This is a genomic window from Paenalcaligenes hominis (assembly GCF_041359055.1).
GTDB lineage: Bacteria > Pseudomonadota > Gammaproteobacteria > Burkholderiales > Burkholderiaceae_B > Paenalcaligenes > Paenalcaligenes hominis_A.
Genome location: NZ_JBGJKZ010000001.1, coordinates 103,429 through 120,078 on the forward strand (window position 1 = coordinate 103,429; position 16,650 = coordinate 120,078).

The following is a 16,650-nucleotide window of genomic DNA, read 5'->3' on the forward strand; positions in this document are numbered from 1 at the left end:
CATGAAAAAACACCATCTACAAACCGTTTTACAACATCTTGGTCAAGCAAGTTTTGATAAAAACACTGGCGCTGCGCCTGTAGCTATGCCGTCTATGCGTACTAGTACGGTGCGTTTTAAGTCCTTAGCTCATCTCGAGCAAGCCACGCACGATCAAGGTCAAGGTGGCCGCTCTGTGGTTTATGGGCGTGCAGGTATGGACACGCACCGTGCACTAGAGGACGTTTTTTGTGAGCTTGAAGAAGGCACCAATGCGTTGTTAGTGCCTTCTGGTATGGCTGCTATTAGTCTAGGGGTACTCAGTTTTGTTGAGCACGGTGATCATATTTTGGTCGCTGACAGCGCCTATGCCCCTGTGCGTGCATTAGATAGTGGGTTTTTAAAAAAAATAGGCGTAGAGGTCAGCTACTGTGAACCCACTGTAGAAAGTTTTCAGGCTGCTTTACGGCCTAATACCAAAGTGTTGTATGTGGAGTCACCCGGGTCATTGTTGCTGCAAATGCTAGACCTGCCTGCACTAAGCGCCTTTGCCAAAGCGCATGGTCTTATTACCGTGGCTGATAACACGTGGGGGTCTGGCTTACATTATCAACCATTACGCTTAGGTATAGATGTGGCCGTGATTTCCGCCACCAAATACATTGGCGGTCATTCTGATTTTTTAATGGGTGCGGTGGTTACAGCTCGTGCTGACTTGGTTGATGCCCTAGCGCAATGTCATTACGCATTAGGTTATTCCGTCAGTGCCGATGATGTTTGGCTGGCATTACGAGGGGTACGTACTTTGCCAATTCGTATGCGCGAGGCCTCAGCCAATGCTATGAAAGTATGCGAGGCCTTAGCTCAGTGGCCTGAAGTACAGCAAATTTATCATCCGGCATGGCCCCAAGACCCAGGTCATGCGCTTTGGTTGCGTGATGCAACAGGCTCTAACGGTGTTTTGTCTGTGCGGCTAGATACCGATCCCGAGCGCGCCGTTCGTTTTGTAAACGGGTTGCGTTTATTTGGTATTGGTTTTTCTTGGGGTGGTTTTGAAAGCTTAGTGCAATTAGTGGATGCTAAAACCTTGGCACACCATTCGTATTGGCAAGCCAACACCTCACCCCTGATTCGTTTGCACATTGGTTTAGAACAGCCAGAGGATCTGATTGCAGACCTTAATCAGGCTTGGGCTTTATCAGCCTAAATGAAAAAAGCGGCCTTCATAGCCGCTTTTTCTAAATCTAACGGAAACTATAGATTTAGTTGGCTTTGCTTTGCTTAATCAAGGCCTCGGCTACGCTTAGAGTGTCTTCGTAGCTATTTGTATAAGCGGGAGAGGTCACGTATTTACCACCTACGGCTAAGCTAGGCGTGCCCTGAATTTGATAAAGACGAATTAAATCATTAGCGCGGTTGGCTTTGGTTTGTACACCAAAAGAGTCAAAAGCACTGTCGAAGTCAGCGCCGTCAATGCCTTGGGACTCGGCCCACTTACGGATGGCTTTTTTGTCAAAAACAGGACGTTTTTCTTGGTGGATGGCTGCAAAAAGTTTTGAGTGTAGGTCAAGACGATCTAAGGCTTCTAGAACAAAATAAGTACGCTGCAAATCGCCCATACCCGCATTAAAAGCCACTGGCACACGCTTGAGCACCACATCATCACCTAATGTGTTTGCCCATTTATCGACTAAAGGCTCCATTACGGCACAATGCGGGCAGCTATAAGCAAAAAACTCTAGGACTTCGACCTTGTCTAGGCTGTCAGACGGCACAGCTTGACCTAAGGTAACGTAAGAGTTTGGAGCTGGCTCTTGGGCAGAGACCAGAGGGCTAATTAAAACACTAGCCGCTAGGGTTGCCGTAGCAGCTAAACGACCAAAAAAAGATAAATAGGACATAAGTTAGTTCCTGTCTTGCGAGTAGTAAGTCTTTATATGACTAGGGACGTACTACAGAAGTTTCAATTTTTTCTCGACCTAGTACAGAACGTGCTTTGTTCATGTCGTCTAAGCCAGAAAAAGGACCCACACGCACACGATTAATCGTGCCGTCATTATAGGGAGCAGATTGTACTGTTGCATCCATTCCTAATAGTAGAATCCGTGCCCGCATGGCCTCAGCATCACTAGCAGAGCGAAAAGCGCCGGCTTGTAAGTAATACGTGGTGGCTGCTGTGGCGGTCTGTGGAGCGGCTTTTTTAGCCGGGGCGGTTACCGTAGGAGCGGGTGCTGTATTGGGGTTGGGCAGTTGAGCAATTAAGTTGCCTAAGGAGTCGGGCTCGGGCGCTGTAGGCAACGGCGTGGTAGGGGCTGGTGTTGCTGGAGCGCGCAACGAGCCCAGCTGCTCGGCGATTTGGGCCTCTTTGCCACCAAATAACGGACCCTCAAGAGCAGGCGCACTGCCGTACAGCCCAATATTAGGATCTGGAGCATGACGCACATCCGGTAATAGAATTTGCTCTATTTCGCGGCTAGCCTTGTCCATAAAAGGCATGGGAGCCTGAGTCACATACAAAGCAACAGCCACCGCAGCAGCTAATCCAATGACTAAGCCAATAACAATGCCGGAGAGCATGCCGCCGGATTTTGATTTTGCAGAAGATTTACGTCGGGTGGCCATAAATGAATCACTACATTTGTTCAGGGGCGCTCACGCCTAGCTTGGCAAGGCCGTTAGCAATGACTTGGGCTGTAGCGGCCGCAAGAGCAGCACGAGCCAGTTTTAATGGCGTATCGCTACCCATGACGCGCTCGCTGTTATACCAAGTGTGGAAATCAGCAGCGCAGTCACGTAACCAAAAAGCCACTTGGTGGGGCGCGAGGTCTTTGGTGGCTTGGCTAAGCATAGCGGGATATTCGGCTAAACGTTGTAACAGTTTGAGCTCGCTAGGGGCACTTAATAGGCTGAAGTCGGCTTGAGTCAGTTGTTCAGGGGTTGCGCCAACTTGGCGTAATACCGAATGGGTACGAGCATGAGCATATTGAATGTAATAAACCGGATTTTCTTCACTTTTTGATAAAGCCAAATCAATATCAAACACAAATTCGGAATCGGCACGACGGCTGACTAAGAAAAAGCGCACAGCATCCAAACCTACCCAGTCCACTAGCTCGCGTAATGTGACGTAACTACCTGCACGTTTGGATATTTTGACCTCTTCACCACCTCGTATGACCTTTACCATGCTGTGTAATACATAAGCAGGGTAATCCGCAGGGATGCCTAGCTCTAGCCCTTGAAGACCAGCACGCACACGCGCGATAGTACCGTGGTGATCAGTACCTTGGATGTTAATGGCGTGTTTGAAGCCGCGCTCCCATTTGGAGACGTGGTAGGCCACATCGGGCACAAAATAGGTGTAGCCGCCCTCGCGTTTACGCATTACACGGTCTTTGTCATCACCCGTATTGAGCTCGGTGGTGCGTAGCCAGAGCGCACCCTCTGACTCGTAGGTATGACCTGCTGCGGTCAAAGCAGCTACAACCGCATCAACGCGACCATCAGTGTACAACGAGCTTTCTAGGTAGTAATTGTCAAAAACCAGATTAAACGCTTTGAGGTCTAAGTCTTGTTCGTTACGTAAATAGGCGACGGCAAAGCGGCGAATGTCATCTAGGCTGTTGATATTAGCGGTAGCTGTGACGGGGTCGCCATCGGCTGCTGCAACCGTTTTTTTAGCTAAAAAGTCTTTGGCAATCTCAAGAATATAATCGCCTTTATAGCCATCAGCAGGGAAGTCTGGGCTGTCTGGCTCTAGACCTTTAGCACGGGCTTGGACGCTAATGGCAAGGTTTTCAATTTGATTGCCGGCATCGTTGTAATAGAACTCGCGACTAACTGCGTAGCCTTGGCTGCTAAATAACCGACAAATAGCATCGCCCAAAGCAGCTTGACGGGCGTGCCCCACATGTAGAGGGCCTGTTGGGTTAGCAGAGACGAATTCCACCATAAGCGGTTCGGCGCTAGCAGGCACGTCACCAAACTGGGCACCCTCAGCAAAAATGGGCACTAAAACGGCTTGGTGAGCGGCTTGAGTTAAACGGAAATTAATAAAGCCTGGACCAGCAATTTCAGCATGTTCAATTAGGGCTTGTGCCGCGCTATCGGCCAAAATGTAGTCAACAATGCCTTGCGCTAACTCGCGTGGGTTGCGTTTGGCTGGTTTGGCAAGTTGCATGGCAACGTTTGTCGCTACGTCACCATGAGCAGCGACTTTAGGGCGCTCTAGAGTAATAGTAGGAGTCGCGTCGGGTACTAAAGATTGAACGGCAGCCGTTAATAAGGCACTGAGCTGTTGTTGTTGCTGAGCAAGCATAAGTATTTTGAATGAAGATAAGCGAAAATTTAGGGCAAACGCAGCTTTGAGAGCTGCGTTCAAGCCAACACAATAAGGCTTACATAATACCGTGAAATACACGGAAATTCTTCTTTTGACCGCTTTGTTAGTCTGGTGACCAGTTTAAAGTTTGATCTAACCAACGGTAATATGCCTGCAAATCGACTTTTGCGCTTTGGTTGTGTTGGCGCTCGGTAGGACTGAGATCATAAGATAAAAAAGCGTTGACCTCTTGGCGAACCAGGCGACCTAGGGTGGGGTGGTAGTCTTGTGTGTAGTTTACCCCTAGGTCTGGGGTAAAAGTAAAATCATGGTTTTCTACAGTACGGTCTTGAGACAATAGCATGCTTTCATCATGCAGATATGTGTAGTCTGCCGTAGGGACTGACTGTGAAGTAAAGCTTAAACCCTGGGCTTGGGCTTGCCACAAAAGCCATTGCAAGCTGACCTGACTTAAAGATGGGATATCGGGAGCAGAATTCGGGTAGCCGCCCCCTAAATCGCCATGGGCACCCACTAAACCTATCTCGTGTTTATTGCCCCCAGAGCCCATCAACAAAGCAGGAAAAAGAGGCCGATATTCGTGTAGGGCTACTGCGTGACCGACCCATTGCCAAATAGGAGCCACACTGAATTGATATAAATGGTTGCGGCTGCCTAGAATGCCCAACTGCGCCACGCTATCTAATAGCCCCATGAAGCGGGGCTGAATGCAGGCTTGGACTTGAGTACCATAGGTGTCGGTATAGCTAAAAAAACCATTTTGACTGTGCTGAATGATTTGGTTGGCAAAATGCCTGGCTAGTGCAGCACCCCGAGAAAAACCAATAATATCAATAGGGATAGGAGCAGCAGAGGGGGGAGCTGAGCTTAGGTAATTCAGCAGGTTTTGCCATTGCTGCTGCACAATGCGATCCGCTGAGTACGCTACCATTGCGTCCCAAGTTAGCTCGTCGGCCTGGCCGGGGCCTCCTACGTAAAAGCTGGGTTCTGTGGTTTGTAAATGGAGCTGATGTATGACACCACCACTGCGCTCATCGTAACGCGTGCCATCAAAAGCAAAAAGTACTAGCCCCCATGGGTCCGTGTGATTAAGGGGTTGTTGGCTTGCGTAGCCATACAGCTGACTGTAGGGGCTGGGGCCTAAAGGGTCTGGCTCGAGGTAATGACCTTGTTGGGGTAGGTACGTGCGCACGCCATTAGTGTGCCAGCCAGTTGCAAGATCATGGTATTGGCCCGCGCGTCGTAGATGCAGGGTGAGGTCCCCTTGGATAGACTGCACCCTACCAAAGGTATCATAGCGAGCGGCCCACCGCAGTTGCTGCTTTTGATCACTGATTGTGTGTACAGCGCCTAGGTGGTCGCTGTGCATAACTAATAGCTCTCCGGTGGGTTTAAGCTCATAGTCAATTAAGGCTACAGGCTGATCGTGCCAATACACGTAGCGTCGTGATATAGGGTGAGCCGCATGAATAGGGAGTTTGGCCTCAAAAGAAGCATTGAACTCAGCCACAAGTTTTTTTTCATGGTAGAGAAAAAACTGCTGTAGTTCCTGTGGATAATGTTGTGCATAAATTCTAAAACCAGCTGAATTATGACTGTTTTTTTGTACAGTTTTATCTGCGTCAAGCACTACATCTAGTCTACGCATAGGGCTATAACGCAGTATGTAGTGCCGTGACGCGTCCTTGTAGTGAGTGGCTAAACCCGAGGCGTCACGTTGAATTTGTGGCAATGAGAGAGCGGAGGAACTAGATAAACTGCCGTCAGCATGCCACTGTAAGGTTGTGGTTGCATCACGCTTTAGTTGGCGCTGTGCATTATAGGAAAAAGTGCGGTGCAAAAGTGCTGAGGCGGCGTGAGATGGGGCATGAATACGCTGCTCTGTGATTAAACCGTTGCTGTCTTTGATAAGTAGCTGTTGCCACCACATTGAGTCCGATTGCATATGGCCCAGCCAGTGAAAGCGTGGCGTAGAGAGTTCTAAGCGCAGCAGACCATTGCCATAAACTAAGCCCCCTGTAACGGCTTGGGCAATTAGTTGACGCTGTCCTTTTTTGTTTTCCCAATATATTCGATGTAATAGGTTGCCTTTCCACTCGTAATGCAATGCTCCGCCTTCGGGGAGATCGTGTTTACGTAGTCGTTGTTCAGTATCGTAGTTGAATAGGTCTTCGTAATACCAATGATGACGTTGTGTGCTGTGGGGAGGATAAAAAAACCGCTCTATATAGCGCCGTTGCAGCTGCCCCGACGCCAAATAACGCAACGTTTCATTTTCATTAGGGTGTTTAAGATGCAAGTGCAGGGGGTGGGGCCGTTGTATTTGTGTTTGTACCGTTGCGTGCGTTGAGTGGTAATCAATGCGTTGTACCTCGCCTTGGGCCGAGTAGTGCACCTGCTGTTGGTCGCCATTTGGATAATGCATTTGCTGAGCCCGTCCGTGACTATCGTAGCGAAGCCGAGTGGGGCCAAGTGTAGCGCTAGACCAAGTAGTTAAACGGTACATGGCATCGTATTCCAAGCGTAATTGAGGCCACCCTAAGGGATCGCCTTCCCACCAGCGTAGCTGACGGTCAAAGCGTGCCTGAGCCAACTGAACATAATGAGGGGTTTGAATCAGTGTAGGAGGACAGGCCCAGCAGGCGGCCCCAGTGACTTGTTTGATTTCGCCCTTTGGGTTTGAGGTGAAAGATACCGTCGTTCGACCTTGAGGGCTATCAATATGAGTTTGATTAGGATGGTCTGAATTAGGAAAATGCAGGCGTACCCATTGTGAGGGTGTTTCGGTCATCATGAAGTGCGCTTGTTTACGGGTGTTGTAAACCCAACTTCGTACTCGCTGCCAAGGTGCGTGCTGGTGCAGTTGGATGCTTTTACCTGTAATAAGCCCTACGTTACCGCTTTGATATTGGGCTTCGTAATGATAAGACAAGCGGCGTTGATCAGGAAAACGCACTTGATGAAGTTGATAGAGGGCAGAGGTAGGTAGCGGTTCATAGTCGTAATGGACGACCCCCGCAGGTGTTTGGATTTGCTGTACTAGCGCAGGTACGGAACTGTCATAGTGAAAAGTCAATCGTTGTTGGTTTTGCTCAATGAAGTGAATGCGATAGCGTAAAGGGCCTTGGGTGTGACGATAAATGTGGAGGGGAGGGCTATTAAGCCGTTGTATGCGCTGTAACCAACCCAGGCGGTCAAAATACCATGTCTCGTTATGGGTGTTGTGCCAAACACGCTGATGGCCTATTTGAGAAAGACGTCCCGAGGTTGGGCTAAGGGTTAAATGCGTGCCGTTAGGAAGTACGATTTGAGCGGCTTCAGCACTTTCAACTAAACGAATATCGTAAGAAAGCAGCCAGAGGTTGCCGAACACGCTATAGTGAGTAGCCATTGAGTCGTAATACCGTACTAGCTCAAGATCGGGGGCGGTAGGATGCGGAGCATAATCGATTTCTTTCAGGTGCTTGTTGCCATCACGTAAATGAATGGGGTTGAAAGCAAGCATGGGTAGGCTAAACGAGTGTGAGGACGAGCTAGGGCTTAGTTCTTGGGCAGAACATAACGATTGTAAAGTGGGTGGGCTGCAGTTTAAGGGTTGAGCCCCTAAAGTGATTGGTAGGACGACGAGTAGTAATATTAAATAGTGCATACGTTTTCTCAGGCCAACTATTCATTTATAGTGGTATGGTGCCAGTGAAAAAGCGTATAAATTCACAAATAGGCTTTAATTATCTAAGAGGGGAAACCAGATGTTAATTAAATTTGTTTCCAAAGCGTCAGGCTCAATTTTGATGTTAGGTAAGGATGCATTACCGGTTCTCATTGCGGCAGGTAAACACTTCGATAATGATGAGGTACCTCCTCGGGGGGTGTTTACGGTAGATCAATTACCTGAAGCCCTAGTGAATTTAAAAGAGGCAATGCAAAATGCTGTCGATCCAGAGGAGCGGGAAGACGAAGATATGCCTAAACAAAAGCTCAACATTGTTCAAGCCGTAGGGTTTAAGCAGCGCGCTTTTCCTTTATTTGAGATGTTACGCGAGGCGGAAAAGGCTGGGGTAGATGTGATGTGGGAACCAGCAGACTCACCGTGGTAACCATAAAAAAACTGGGCTTTACGCCCAGTTTTTTATTAGTCTTTTGCCTAAGGCCTAGGCTTGATTTTGTAAGGCATGGCGGTTTAATGCGCTAAGAACCGCTTTGAATGAAGAGGTTAGGATATCTTGATGAACCCCCACACCAAAACCACTTGGGTTTTCACCAATACGCATTTCGACATAGGTAGCAGCGCGCGTGTCAGTACCGCTACCAATCGCGTGTTCGCTGTAGTCCATAATGCGAATAGGTACATCAAGCGCATCAATAAATGCGGCTAATGCGCCTTCGCCGTTGCCGGTAAAGTGGTGCGGTTCACCATTTTTAGTCATGTTTACGCTGATTTCAAACTGCTGAGCCTGTTCGCCAGATTTAGGTTGGCTAGTAATTTGATGGCTGACCAGTTTCCAAGGGCCGTCGGTTTGCAAGTATTCTTTGACGAAAATGTCGTAGACCTGTTCGGGGTTTACTTCCTTGCCGGTAGAGTCAGTCACTCGTTGAATTGCACGGCTAAATTCAATTTGTAGACGACGAGGTAAGACTAGGCCGTGCTCTTGTTCTAATAAATACGACACACCGCCTTTGCCTGATTGGCTATTAACGCGGATAACGGCGTCGTAGCTACGACCAAGATCTGCGGGGTCAATAGGTAAGTAAGGAACTTCCCACACGGCATCGGCCTGACGTTGTGCAAACCCTTTTTTAATCGCGTCTTGGTGCGAGCCTGAAAATGCGGTGAAAACCAAATCGCCCGCATAAGGATGACGAGGGTGGACAGGTAGTTGGTTGCACTCTTCGGCAATTTGACGGATCACATCAATATCTGAAAAGTCCAAGCCAGGATGCACGCCTTGGGTGTAAAGATTGAGAGCTAATGTTACCAAGCATACGTTACCAGTGCGCTCGCCATTGCCAAATAAACAACCTTCGACACGATCGGCTCCGGCCATAATGCCCAGCTCAGCTGCTGCCACACCTGTGCCTCGGTCATTGTGAGGGTGTAGGCTTAATATGATGCTGTCGCGACGATCTAAGTTGTTATGCATCCATTCGATTTGGTCTGCATACAAATTAGGGGTTGTAGCCTCGATAGTGGCGGGCAAGTTAAACACAATGGGGTCTTCTGGGGTAGGCTGCCATTCGGCTGTTACCGCATTGCATACTTCTAAAGCAAACTCAGGCTCGGTGGTACTAAAAACCTCGGGGGAGTATTGATAACGCCACTTGGTTTCTGGGTAGGCCTTGATGGCTTCTTTAACTAGACGAGTCCCAGTGACAGCAATGTTTTTAATTTGGTCTTTTTCCATATTAAATACAATGCGTCGGAACGAAGGTGCACATGCATTATATAAATGGATCATGGCGGTTTTAGCGCCGGCCATGGCTTCAGCCGTACGGTCAATAAGATCTTGGCGAGCTTGGGTTAAACCAATAATTGTTACGTCATCTGGAATGCGTTTTTCATCGATAAGTTTTCGTACAAAATCGAAGTCAGTCTGTGAAGCAGAGGGGAAACCCACTTCGATTTCTTTGAAACCAATTTTGATAAGCAAGTCGAAAAAGCGTAATTTACTGGCAACGCTCATAGGCTCAATCAAAGATTGGTTGCCGTCGCGCAAGTCGGTGCTCATCCAGATGGGGGGGTGGGTAATACGTTTAGAGGGCCAAGTGCGCTCGGAGAAGTCTTTAGTAAAAGGACTAAAGGGGACGTATTTTGAGGCTGGGTTTGAAATCATTGTATACACCTGTGGGACAGAAAAGTAAGACTTTCCGCCGCCACCTGAACCACAATAACACTTGAAAAGCCGGTGACGGCGTTCAAATAGGTGGCTGGGTATATGGCTGCCGGACTGCCACTAGACTCTAGGCCCGGCAACCGGGCGCTAGTAGAAGTGGCAGTAGAGAGAGGGTGGTTGCATAAGCACGCGCAGCAACGCCACGGTGTGAGCCGGCGAATAAAAGACTGCAAAGAGAGTGCGTGTGTGCAATAGACATGACTGATAATAAACCACAAAATCAAAGATGATGCAAGACCTCTGATTTGCTTGGTGTGCTAGGGCGATTTTTTAGTAGTTGTTGCTCTTGGTCTTTTACTAGACAAATCAAAGAGTAACGGTTCGCAGCTAATTGTTGTTGGGTATGTTGTAAAACGCCGACTGTAATAGGAAAGCGTCGATTTTCCCAACACCAACCCAATACATGAATAGCACTAGGGGACAGTTGTTGTAAAAGAGTTTCCAGCTGAAGGGAGCTAACCACTTTTTGGCTGGCGCGTTGACGCGTGTATTGCACAAAATGAAAGAGCAAATAAAACACCAGCAGCGAGCAAATACCAATAACAGTCCACCAGAAAAATGGATTGTATTGTTTGATCAATGCAGCATCTAAACCTAGCGCCTCTAGGCCAGAGTAATCGAGCTCGGCCCCAAAGCTAAGAGTACGTTGTATGAGTCCATACCAGATCAGAGCAACTACCGCACAGACAATAATGGCAACCGTTTTATAAACTGCTGTGAGGCGTAGCACGGCCTTATGGACGTGAAGCCGATCTTTAATCGTAGGCAATGGATGATGTGTTTGGGAGCCAGTGTCAGCTACGGAGAAACTTTGCATGGTTTTGACCTAAGCCTTGGAATGAGTGAAGTGGTTATTGTAGGGTAAATGCGACGCAAAGCAGTAGTGTTTTAACCTTCATACTAGGGGAATAGTTTCTATTCTAAGTCACAGAGCTAAGTATATGTTTTGTACTTGAAAATACATAAACTAGGTGCTACTCTTTAGATTCGATAAATGAATGATAATGATTCTCATGTATATTTGTATCTGCAACGCAATTACTGATAGTCAAATTAAAGAAGCGGTAGCTAACGGTGCCACAACCCTTGCCGATCTTCAGTTCGACTTAGGGGTCGCAATTAACTGTGGTCGTTGTGCTGAAAGCGCGATAGGCTTGCTACCAGCAATGGCCTCCGACAATGTACTACACGCAACTGAAATTTCGCGTGTCCAGCGCCCTGCTGCTAACGACACTCAGGTTTTACCCGCTGCACTGGCCTATTCTTAATTTTTGCCTAATACACCTTCGTATTATTTGATATTAGTTCTCATTAGCTTGTAGTGTTTTAGACTGCTTTATAATGATTGAATTATGTTCAAAGGAGGTCACCATGAAAGGCGATAAACAGGTCATAGCGTATTTAAACCAACAGCTTAAAAACGAACTAACTGCTATTAATCAGTATTTTTTGCATGCACGCATGCTGAATCACTGGGGCTTTGATAAGCTTGGCAAGGTCGAATACGACGAGTCTATCGGCGAAATGAAACATGCCGACCTGCTCATCGATCGTATTTTAATGCTTGATGGTCTTCCCAATCTTCAAGATCTACACAAGCTAGGCATCGGCGAAGATGTGCCTGAAATTCTAGCCTGTGATTTGGCTTTAGAAAGTGCAGCTCACACCACTGTGGTCGAGGGCATTAAATACTGTGAAAGCGTGGGTGATTTTGTGTCCCGCGACTTATTACTTCACATTTTAAAAGACACCGAAGAGCACATCGACTGGCTTGAAACCCAACAAGACTTGATTGCTAAAATGGGTTTGCAAAATTACTTGCAAAGCCAAAGCAACACCCCTTCCGAATAAATGTGGCTGCTCAACAAAAACCCCAAATATATTATTTGGGGTTTTTTAGTTTTAAAAAGCTTTGGAAGGACAGTTGGGAACTTTGCCCCATGCATTATTAGGACCACAGTATTTGTTGCGGGCATCCCATTTGCAGCTAGGGGTTTGCAAAAAGCTTTTTGAGTCACACATAGCCAATTCACGTTGGAAGTCAGCCTGCCAGTTTGGGTTTTTTTGTACTGGTAGGTTGTTAACTTGAACTTCCTGAGACGGCGGAGGGGGCGGCGCATCCATATCAATAGGTTGCAGCACATCTGTATTTGGATTGTTGCTTAAACCTCTTTGAGAGCCACTGTTATTAATTTGAGCTATGCCTTGTAATCCGCTAGGGCTGACAGCTCTGCGGTTGATATTGCCAGTGGTGAAACCCTGATTGGCAGTCGCTAAAGCAATGGGGGGGCGCTCTGCTAATAGATTAGTGTCTTGGTCGATTTCCCAGTTGAGTGCTTCAATGTCCTCGGGCACAGCCAAGCGACCACTAACTAGCGGTTGGGGTGGTGAGGGGACATAGGGCTTGCCGTCTGCGTCTAGGGTAGGCACCGTGTAGAGGTCTTTGTAAGCGTCAAAGACGTCAGACTTTAGAGGGCCGTGTTCGATAAGCCAGTTACCCAGTTGGAACCCACCCCAAACCGAGGCTGCTATACCTAGTAATAGGGTGGCAAAAAGAATACGCCAAGACATATATGGATTGGTATTGAAAATTAAATAAATAAGACTATTGTACTGAATTGAGGCTTGATGCATGTGACAGAATCCAACAGCTGCCACCCTGCTTGTAACCATTGTTAGCCAAATAGCTGCCCGCTATGCTCGCGCATATCATGAAACTCTACATCAGGATTGAGTTCTTGGGCTACCCGTAATTGAGCCGGTGAGCTAGCTAAAAACGCGACGGCATCTACCACATCATAAGCAATATTGGCCGCGTTAGTCTCTATAAATTTTTTCAATGCAGTAGGATTTGTTGAGGTGACCCATCGGGCTAAGTTATAGCGTGAAGAAGCCATGCGAGCGTCTACGCCATACTCGTGTTTTAAGCGATCGGCTACGACCTCAAACTGTAGCTGGCCCACAGCCCCCAACAACAAACTGCCACTGGTGAGATAAGGTCTAAACACTTGAATGGCACCCTCTTCACCAAGTTGAGTTAAACCAGTTCGTAGTTGTTTGGTACGCAGTGGGTCTTTTACCTCTACAGTTTGGAACAGCTCAGGGGCAAAAAACGGTAGACCAGTAAATTGAAGCACTTCACCTTCGGTCAGTACATCGCCTAGTTGCAACACACCATGGTTAGGAATACCAATAATATCGCCGGCAAAGGCTTCATCGACTAGGTCGCGTCGTTGTGATAAAAATGACACAACGTTGTTGGGACGAATTTCTTTATTGGTGCGTGCCACACGTAAGCGCATACCACGTGTAAAGTGCCCAGAGCTGACGCGTACAAAGGCAACTCGGTCACGGTGCGCTGGGTCCATATTGGCCTGCACTTTAAATACCATGCCGGTGAATTTAGGTTCAGTGGGTTGCACGAGTCGCTGTACAGATTCGCGTGGGCCGGGCGCTGGTGCCATGTCAACCAAAGCATCTAATACCTCTTGGACGCCAAAGTTATTGAGGGCAGACCCAAAAAACACGGGTGTTTGTTTGCCTGCTAAAAAAGCCTCAAGATTAAAATCGGGGGTAGCTGCTTGGATAAGCTCGATTTCTTCTTGGGATTTTTTAAATTCAGCACCAAAACGCGTTTCGTTTTCTGGGTTATGCAAGCCAGGAATGAGCTCTTCGTTTTCGGCGCGATGATCTTTAGCCGAGCTATCAAACACATGCATTTGGTCTTTGGGAATATTAAATACACCAGCAAAACGGCGTGCCATACCCACAGGCCAAGAAAAAGGAATGGCATCCATGCCTAGGTGCTCTTCGATCTCGGCGAGTAAATCGAGTGGCTCTTGGACCTCGCGGTCGAGCTTGTTGATAAAGGTAATAATAGGTGTGTTTCGTGCCCGACAGACTTGTAATAAGCGAATGGTTTGTGGCTCTACCCCGTTTGCAGCATCAATAACCATAAGGGCGGCATCCACAGCAGTGAGTACGCGATATGTGTCTTCAGAAAAGTCTTGGTGACCAGGGGTGTCGAGCAAGTTAATAACACAATCTCGGTATTCCATTTGCATCACGGAGGAGGCGACAGAAATACCACGTTGCTTTTCAATATCCATCCAGTCAGAGGAAGCGTGCCGTTCTGCTTTACGTGACTTAACGCTGCCTGCAATTTGAATGGCACCTGCAAACAACAAGAGTTTTTCTGTTAGTGTGGTTTTACCCGCGTCAGGGTGAGAAATAATAGCAAAAGTGCGGCGTTTCGCCACCTCTTTGGTGATGAGGGCGTTGGACATGGATATGTGAAAAAGATGAAGTAAGCGAGTAGAGCGCTAAAATAAATGAATCATTCTATTTTCGCTGATATTAGCGTATGTGACAATGCACGTCGTATAAAGCTAAACCACAGATAAACAAAAAGCCCAGTTTCCTCGGGGGAAGAAACTGGGCAGAACTTAATCCTTAACTAAAGTGTAAGCGAGGTTAGGATTCAGTTCTAAAACCTGAGACAGCGTGTGAAAGAGCGTTAGCCTGAGCACTTAAACTGGCAGAGGCGGCGGCAGATTCGGCGACTAGAGATGAGTTCTGCTGGGTGGTGGCCTCAAGCTCATTAATTGCTACGCCCACCTGACTAATGCCTGAGTTTTGTTCATTAGCGGCGACTTTGATTTCACCAATAATGTCAGACAGATGTTGAACCTCGGTCACAATTTTATCCATGGCTCCGCCAGCAGTACGGACTAATTCGCTACCGGCGTTGACACGATCTACGTTCGCTAAAATTAAATCACGAATTTCACGGGCGGATTGCGCACTGCGCTGAGCCAGTGAGCGCACTTCGCCTGCTACTACTGCAAAACCATGACCATGTTCGTTAGCGCGCGCGGCTTCTACGGCTGCATTTAATGCCAAGATATTCGTTTGGAAGGCAATCGAGTCGATAACACCCACGATATCGCTCATACGTTGTGAGCTGTTATTGATGTCTTGCATGGTATCGACCACCTCAACCATGAGTTGGCCTCCTTCGATGGCTGCTGCGCGGGAATTATTTGCGATTTGGTCTGCTACGTTACCTGCATCCGCAGTCTGGCGTACGGTGCTTGCTAATTCCTCCATAGAGCTTGCCGTTTCTTGGATGGCGGCAGCGGCTTGTTCGGTTCGAGCGGCTAGGTCTGTGTTGCCAGCGGCAATTTGTGCCGAAGCGACGTTAACTGATTCAGCCGTCATACGAATGCTGCTGATGGTTTCGCTGATCTTGCGTACAAAAACGTTAAAAGATTGCCCGACTTTAGCCAGCTCGTCGTTGCCACTTTCATCAAGACGTCGTGTGAGGTCGCCCTCGCCGGAAGCAATGTCTTCCAGAGCCACTTGTAAAAGACCTAGGCGACGTAATAGCGCACGAGTGACAATAGAGAGCACAAAAGCGGCCAAGGCAATCATAATTAAGCTCGTTAAAATGGCTTGATTGCGCATAGAGCTGAGACTTTCTAGTGCATCGCCTTGGTGTGTGGCAATGACTACACTCCAACTACTACCAGGAATATGGCGGGCGTTAATCCAGAAAGGCATATCGTCAATGGTTGTGCGAAACGCTTCTTGTTCTTGAGCTAGTTTACCTAGTCCTATTTCGTGAACTTGAGGGTAGTGATCCGCAAAGCTTTTTAAGGAAAGCTCGTTATCAGGGTGCGCAATAATGCGACCACTGCCATCAATGAGCATGGCATAACTATTTGGGGTGGGCTGAGTGGTACGCACTAAATTGACAATTTCTTGCATCCCAATATCTGCAGCTGCAACCGCAATCAAATCGTCTTTGTTGTTTTTGATGGGCGAGGCTAAGGTGACCACAATGGTGTCATCGTCAGCATTTACATAAGGATTCGTTAAGATCTCTGTTTCAGCAGCAGCGGCGTCTGTATACCAGGGCCGACTGGTTGGGTCATAGTTGCTATCCATACGGGTTGCGGGAGACGTCACAAAACGCTTATTGGCCCAACCAATATATGAGGAAATAAACATGCCTGATTCACGGGCTTGATCTAAAACAGCGAGGGGGTAATAACTGGAAGCTGCTGGGGCTAATGCTTTAACGATATTTTTTTTGTTTTGAAGCCAACTTTCAATCTGTTGCACTGTTCCATCAATGACTAAGTTGGTTTTATCTTGGGCTTCATTAATAAAGGCGCGTTGTGCTGACTGATGGTTGGCAAAGGCTAAAGCCGCCATAGCAACAACTATGGTACAAATGGACGCGAGCACCAATTTTGTACGTATAGATAGGTTTTTCATTTTTTATTGATACTTGTAAAAAAGCTTTAATAAAACAGAGATATGTTAACGGAACAAGTTAACAATAATTTAGAAACTTTGTCGATATAGTCGCATATTGATACAAAATTGTTTCAAAAAGATTTATCTTGTGGTATAAAAAACAAAACTCCCAAC

The 16,650-nt window shown here is 47.4% G+C and carries 13 protein-coding genes; 4 read left to right on the forward strand and 9 right to left on the reverse strand.

Going from position 1 to position 16,650, the window contains the following annotated elements:
• Nucleotide 1 precedes the first annotated feature (1 nt).
• Nucleotides 2-1,186, forward strand: a complete 1,185-nt coding sequence (locus ACBP46_RS00470; protein WP_371014780.1) for a trans-sulfuration enzyme family protein — start codon at nt 2-4, stop codon at nt 1,184-1,186.
• A gap of 55 nt (nt 1,187-1,241) precedes the next feature.
• On the opposite strand, the gene ACBP46_RS00475 is transcribed toward ACBP46_RS00470, so the two are convergent.
• The 4 genes from ACBP46_RS00475 to ACBP46_RS00490 all read right to left on the reverse strand — a co-directional run bounded on the left by ACBP46_RS00475 (nt 1,242) and on the right by ACBP46_RS00490 (nt 7,970).
• On the reverse strand, nt 1,242-1,880 hold the full coding sequence (locus ACBP46_RS00475) for a thiol:disulfide interchange protein DsbA/DsbL (protein WP_371014781.1): 639 nt from the start codon (nt 1,878-1,880) through the stop codon (nt 1,242-1,244).
• 40 nt (nt 1,881-1,920) lie between these two features.
• The gene (locus ACBP46_RS00480) at nt 1,921-2,601 is read right to left on the reverse strand and encodes an SPOR domain-containing protein (protein WP_371014782.1); all 681 of its coding nucleotides are present in this window, start codon (nt 2,599-2,601) and stop codon (nt 1,921-1,923) included.
• 10 nt (nt 2,602-2,611) lie between these two features.
• Nucleotides 2,612-4,297, reverse strand: coding sequence for an arginine--tRNA ligase (argS, locus tag ACBP46_RS00485; protein WP_371014783.1), 1,686 nt, complete (start codon nt 4,295-4,297; stop codon nt 2,612-2,614).
• A gap of 127 nt (nt 4,298-4,424) precedes the next feature.
• Nucleotides 4,425-7,970 carry an RHS repeat-associated core domain-containing protein gene (locus ACBP46_RS00490; RefSeq protein ID WP_371014784.1) on the reverse strand — a complete coding sequence of 1,182 codons (3,546 nt, stop codon included), beginning with the start codon at nt 7,968-7,970 and terminating at the stop codon, nt 4,425-4,427.
• Nucleotides 7,971-8,070: 100 nt separating this feature from the next.
• On the opposite strand from ACBP46_RS00490, the gene ACBP46_RS00495 reads away from it, so the two are divergent.
• Nucleotides 8,071-8,418 carry a DUF1840 domain-containing protein gene (locus tag ACBP46_RS00495; RefSeq protein WP_371014785.1) on the forward strand — a complete coding sequence of 116 codons (348 nt, stop codon included), beginning with the start codon at nt 8,071-8,073 and terminating at the stop codon, nt 8,416-8,418.
• A 54-nt stretch (nt 8,419-8,472) separates the two neighbouring features.
• Here ACBP46_RS00495 and leuA read toward each other — a convergent pair whose 3' ends face one another.
• The gene (gene leuA / locus ACBP46_RS00500; protein ID WP_371014786.1) at nt 8,473-10,152 is read right to left on the reverse strand and encodes a 2-isopropylmalate synthase; all 1,680 of its coding nucleotides are present in this window, start codon (nt 10,150-10,152) and stop codon (nt 8,473-8,475) included.
• Nucleotides 10,153-10,432: 280 nt separating this feature from the next.
• Nucleotides 10,433-11,029, reverse strand: coding sequence for a hypothetical protein (locus ACBP46_RS00505; RefSeq protein ID WP_371014787.1), 597 nt, complete (start codon nt 11,027-11,029; stop codon nt 10,433-10,435).
• A 187-nt stretch (nt 11,030-11,216) separates the two neighbouring features.
• Between ACBP46_RS00505 and ACBP46_RS00510 the strand changes: the two genes are divergently transcribed.
• Both ACBP46_RS00510 and bfr read left to right on the forward strand, forming a co-directional pair.
• Entirely contained in the window at nt 11,217-11,480 is a 264-nt protein-coding gene (locus ACBP46_RS00510; RefSeq protein ID WP_371014788.1) for a (2Fe-2S)-binding protein, read from the forward strand.
• Nucleotides 11,481-11,583: 103 nt separating this feature from the next.
• Nucleotides 11,584-12,063, forward strand: coding sequence for a bacterioferritin (gene bfr / locus ACBP46_RS00515; RefSeq protein ID WP_371014789.1), 480 nt, complete (start codon nt 11,584-11,586; stop codon nt 12,061-12,063).
• A gap of 51 nt (nt 12,064-12,114) precedes the next feature.
• Here bfr and ACBP46_RS00520 read toward each other — a convergent pair whose 3' ends face one another.
• The 3 genes from ACBP46_RS00520 to ACBP46_RS00530 form a co-directional block, all read right to left on the reverse strand.
• Nucleotides 12,115-12,846 (reverse strand): hypothetical protein, encoded by a 732-nt coding sequence (locus tag ACBP46_RS00520; RefSeq protein WP_371014790.1) that lies wholly within the window; start codon nt 12,844-12,846, stop codon nt 12,115-12,117.
• Between the two features lie 41 nt (nt 12,847-12,887).
• Nucleotides 12,888-14,498 carry a peptide chain release factor 3 gene (locus tag ACBP46_RS00525; protein WP_371014791.1) on the reverse strand — a complete coding sequence of 537 codons (1,611 nt, stop codon included), beginning with the start codon at nt 14,496-14,498 and terminating at the stop codon, nt 12,888-12,890.
• A 187-nt stretch (nt 14,499-14,685) separates the two neighbouring features.
• A complete protein-coding gene (locus tag ACBP46_RS00530; RefSeq protein WP_371014792.1) occupies nt 14,686-16,494 on the reverse strand; it encodes a methyl-accepting chemotaxis protein in 1,809 nt (602 codons plus the stop codon).
• Nucleotides 16,495-16,650: the final 156 nt, after the last annotated feature.

Coding starts and splice junctions, on each gene's coding strand:
- ACBP46_RS00470 (WP_371014780.1), top strand. CDS start 2: ATGAAAAAACACCATCTACAAACCGTTTTACAACATCTTGGTCAAGCA.
- ACBP46_RS00475 (WP_371014781.1), bottom strand. CDS start 1,880: ATGTCCTATTTATCTTTTTTTGGTCGTTTAGCTGCTACGGCAACCCTA.
- ACBP46_RS00480 (WP_371014782.1), bottom strand. CDS start 2,601: ATGGCCACCCGACGTAAATCTTCTGCAAAATCAAAATCCGGCGGCATG.
- argS (WP_371014783.1), bottom strand. CDS start 4,297: ATGCTTGCTCAGCAACAACAACAGCTCAGTGCCTTATTAACGGCTGCC.
- ACBP46_RS00490 (WP_371014784.1), bottom strand. CDS start 7,970: ATGCACTATTTAATATTACTACTCGTCGTCCTACCAATCACTTTAGGG.
- ACBP46_RS00495 (WP_371014785.1), top strand. CDS start 8,071: ATGTTAATTAAATTTGTTTCCAAAGCGTCAGGCTCAATTTTGATGTTA.
- leuA (WP_371014786.1), bottom strand. CDS start 10,152: ATGATTTCAAACCCAGCCTCAAAATACGTCCCCTTTAGTCCTTTTACT.
- ACBP46_RS00505 (WP_371014787.1), bottom strand. CDS start 11,029: ATGCAAAGTTTCTCCGTAGCTGACACTGGCTCCCAAACACATCATCCA.
- ACBP46_RS00510 (WP_371014788.1), top strand. CDS start 11,217: ATGATTCTCATGTATATTTGTATCTGCAACGCAATTACTGATAGTCAA.
- bfr (WP_371014789.1), top strand. CDS start 11,584: ATGAAAGGCGATAAACAGGTCATAGCGTATTTAAACCAACAGCTTAAA.
- ACBP46_RS00520 (WP_371014790.1), bottom strand. CDS start 12,846: ATGCATCAAGCCTCAATTCAGTACAATAGTCTTATTTATTTAATTTTC.
- ACBP46_RS00525 (WP_371014791.1), bottom strand. CDS start 14,498: ATGTCCAACGCCCTCATCACCAAAGAGGTGGCGAAACGCCGCACTTTT.
- ACBP46_RS00530 (WP_371014792.1), bottom strand. CDS start 16,494: ATGAAAAACCTATCTATACGTACAAAATTGGTGCTCGCGTCCATTTGT.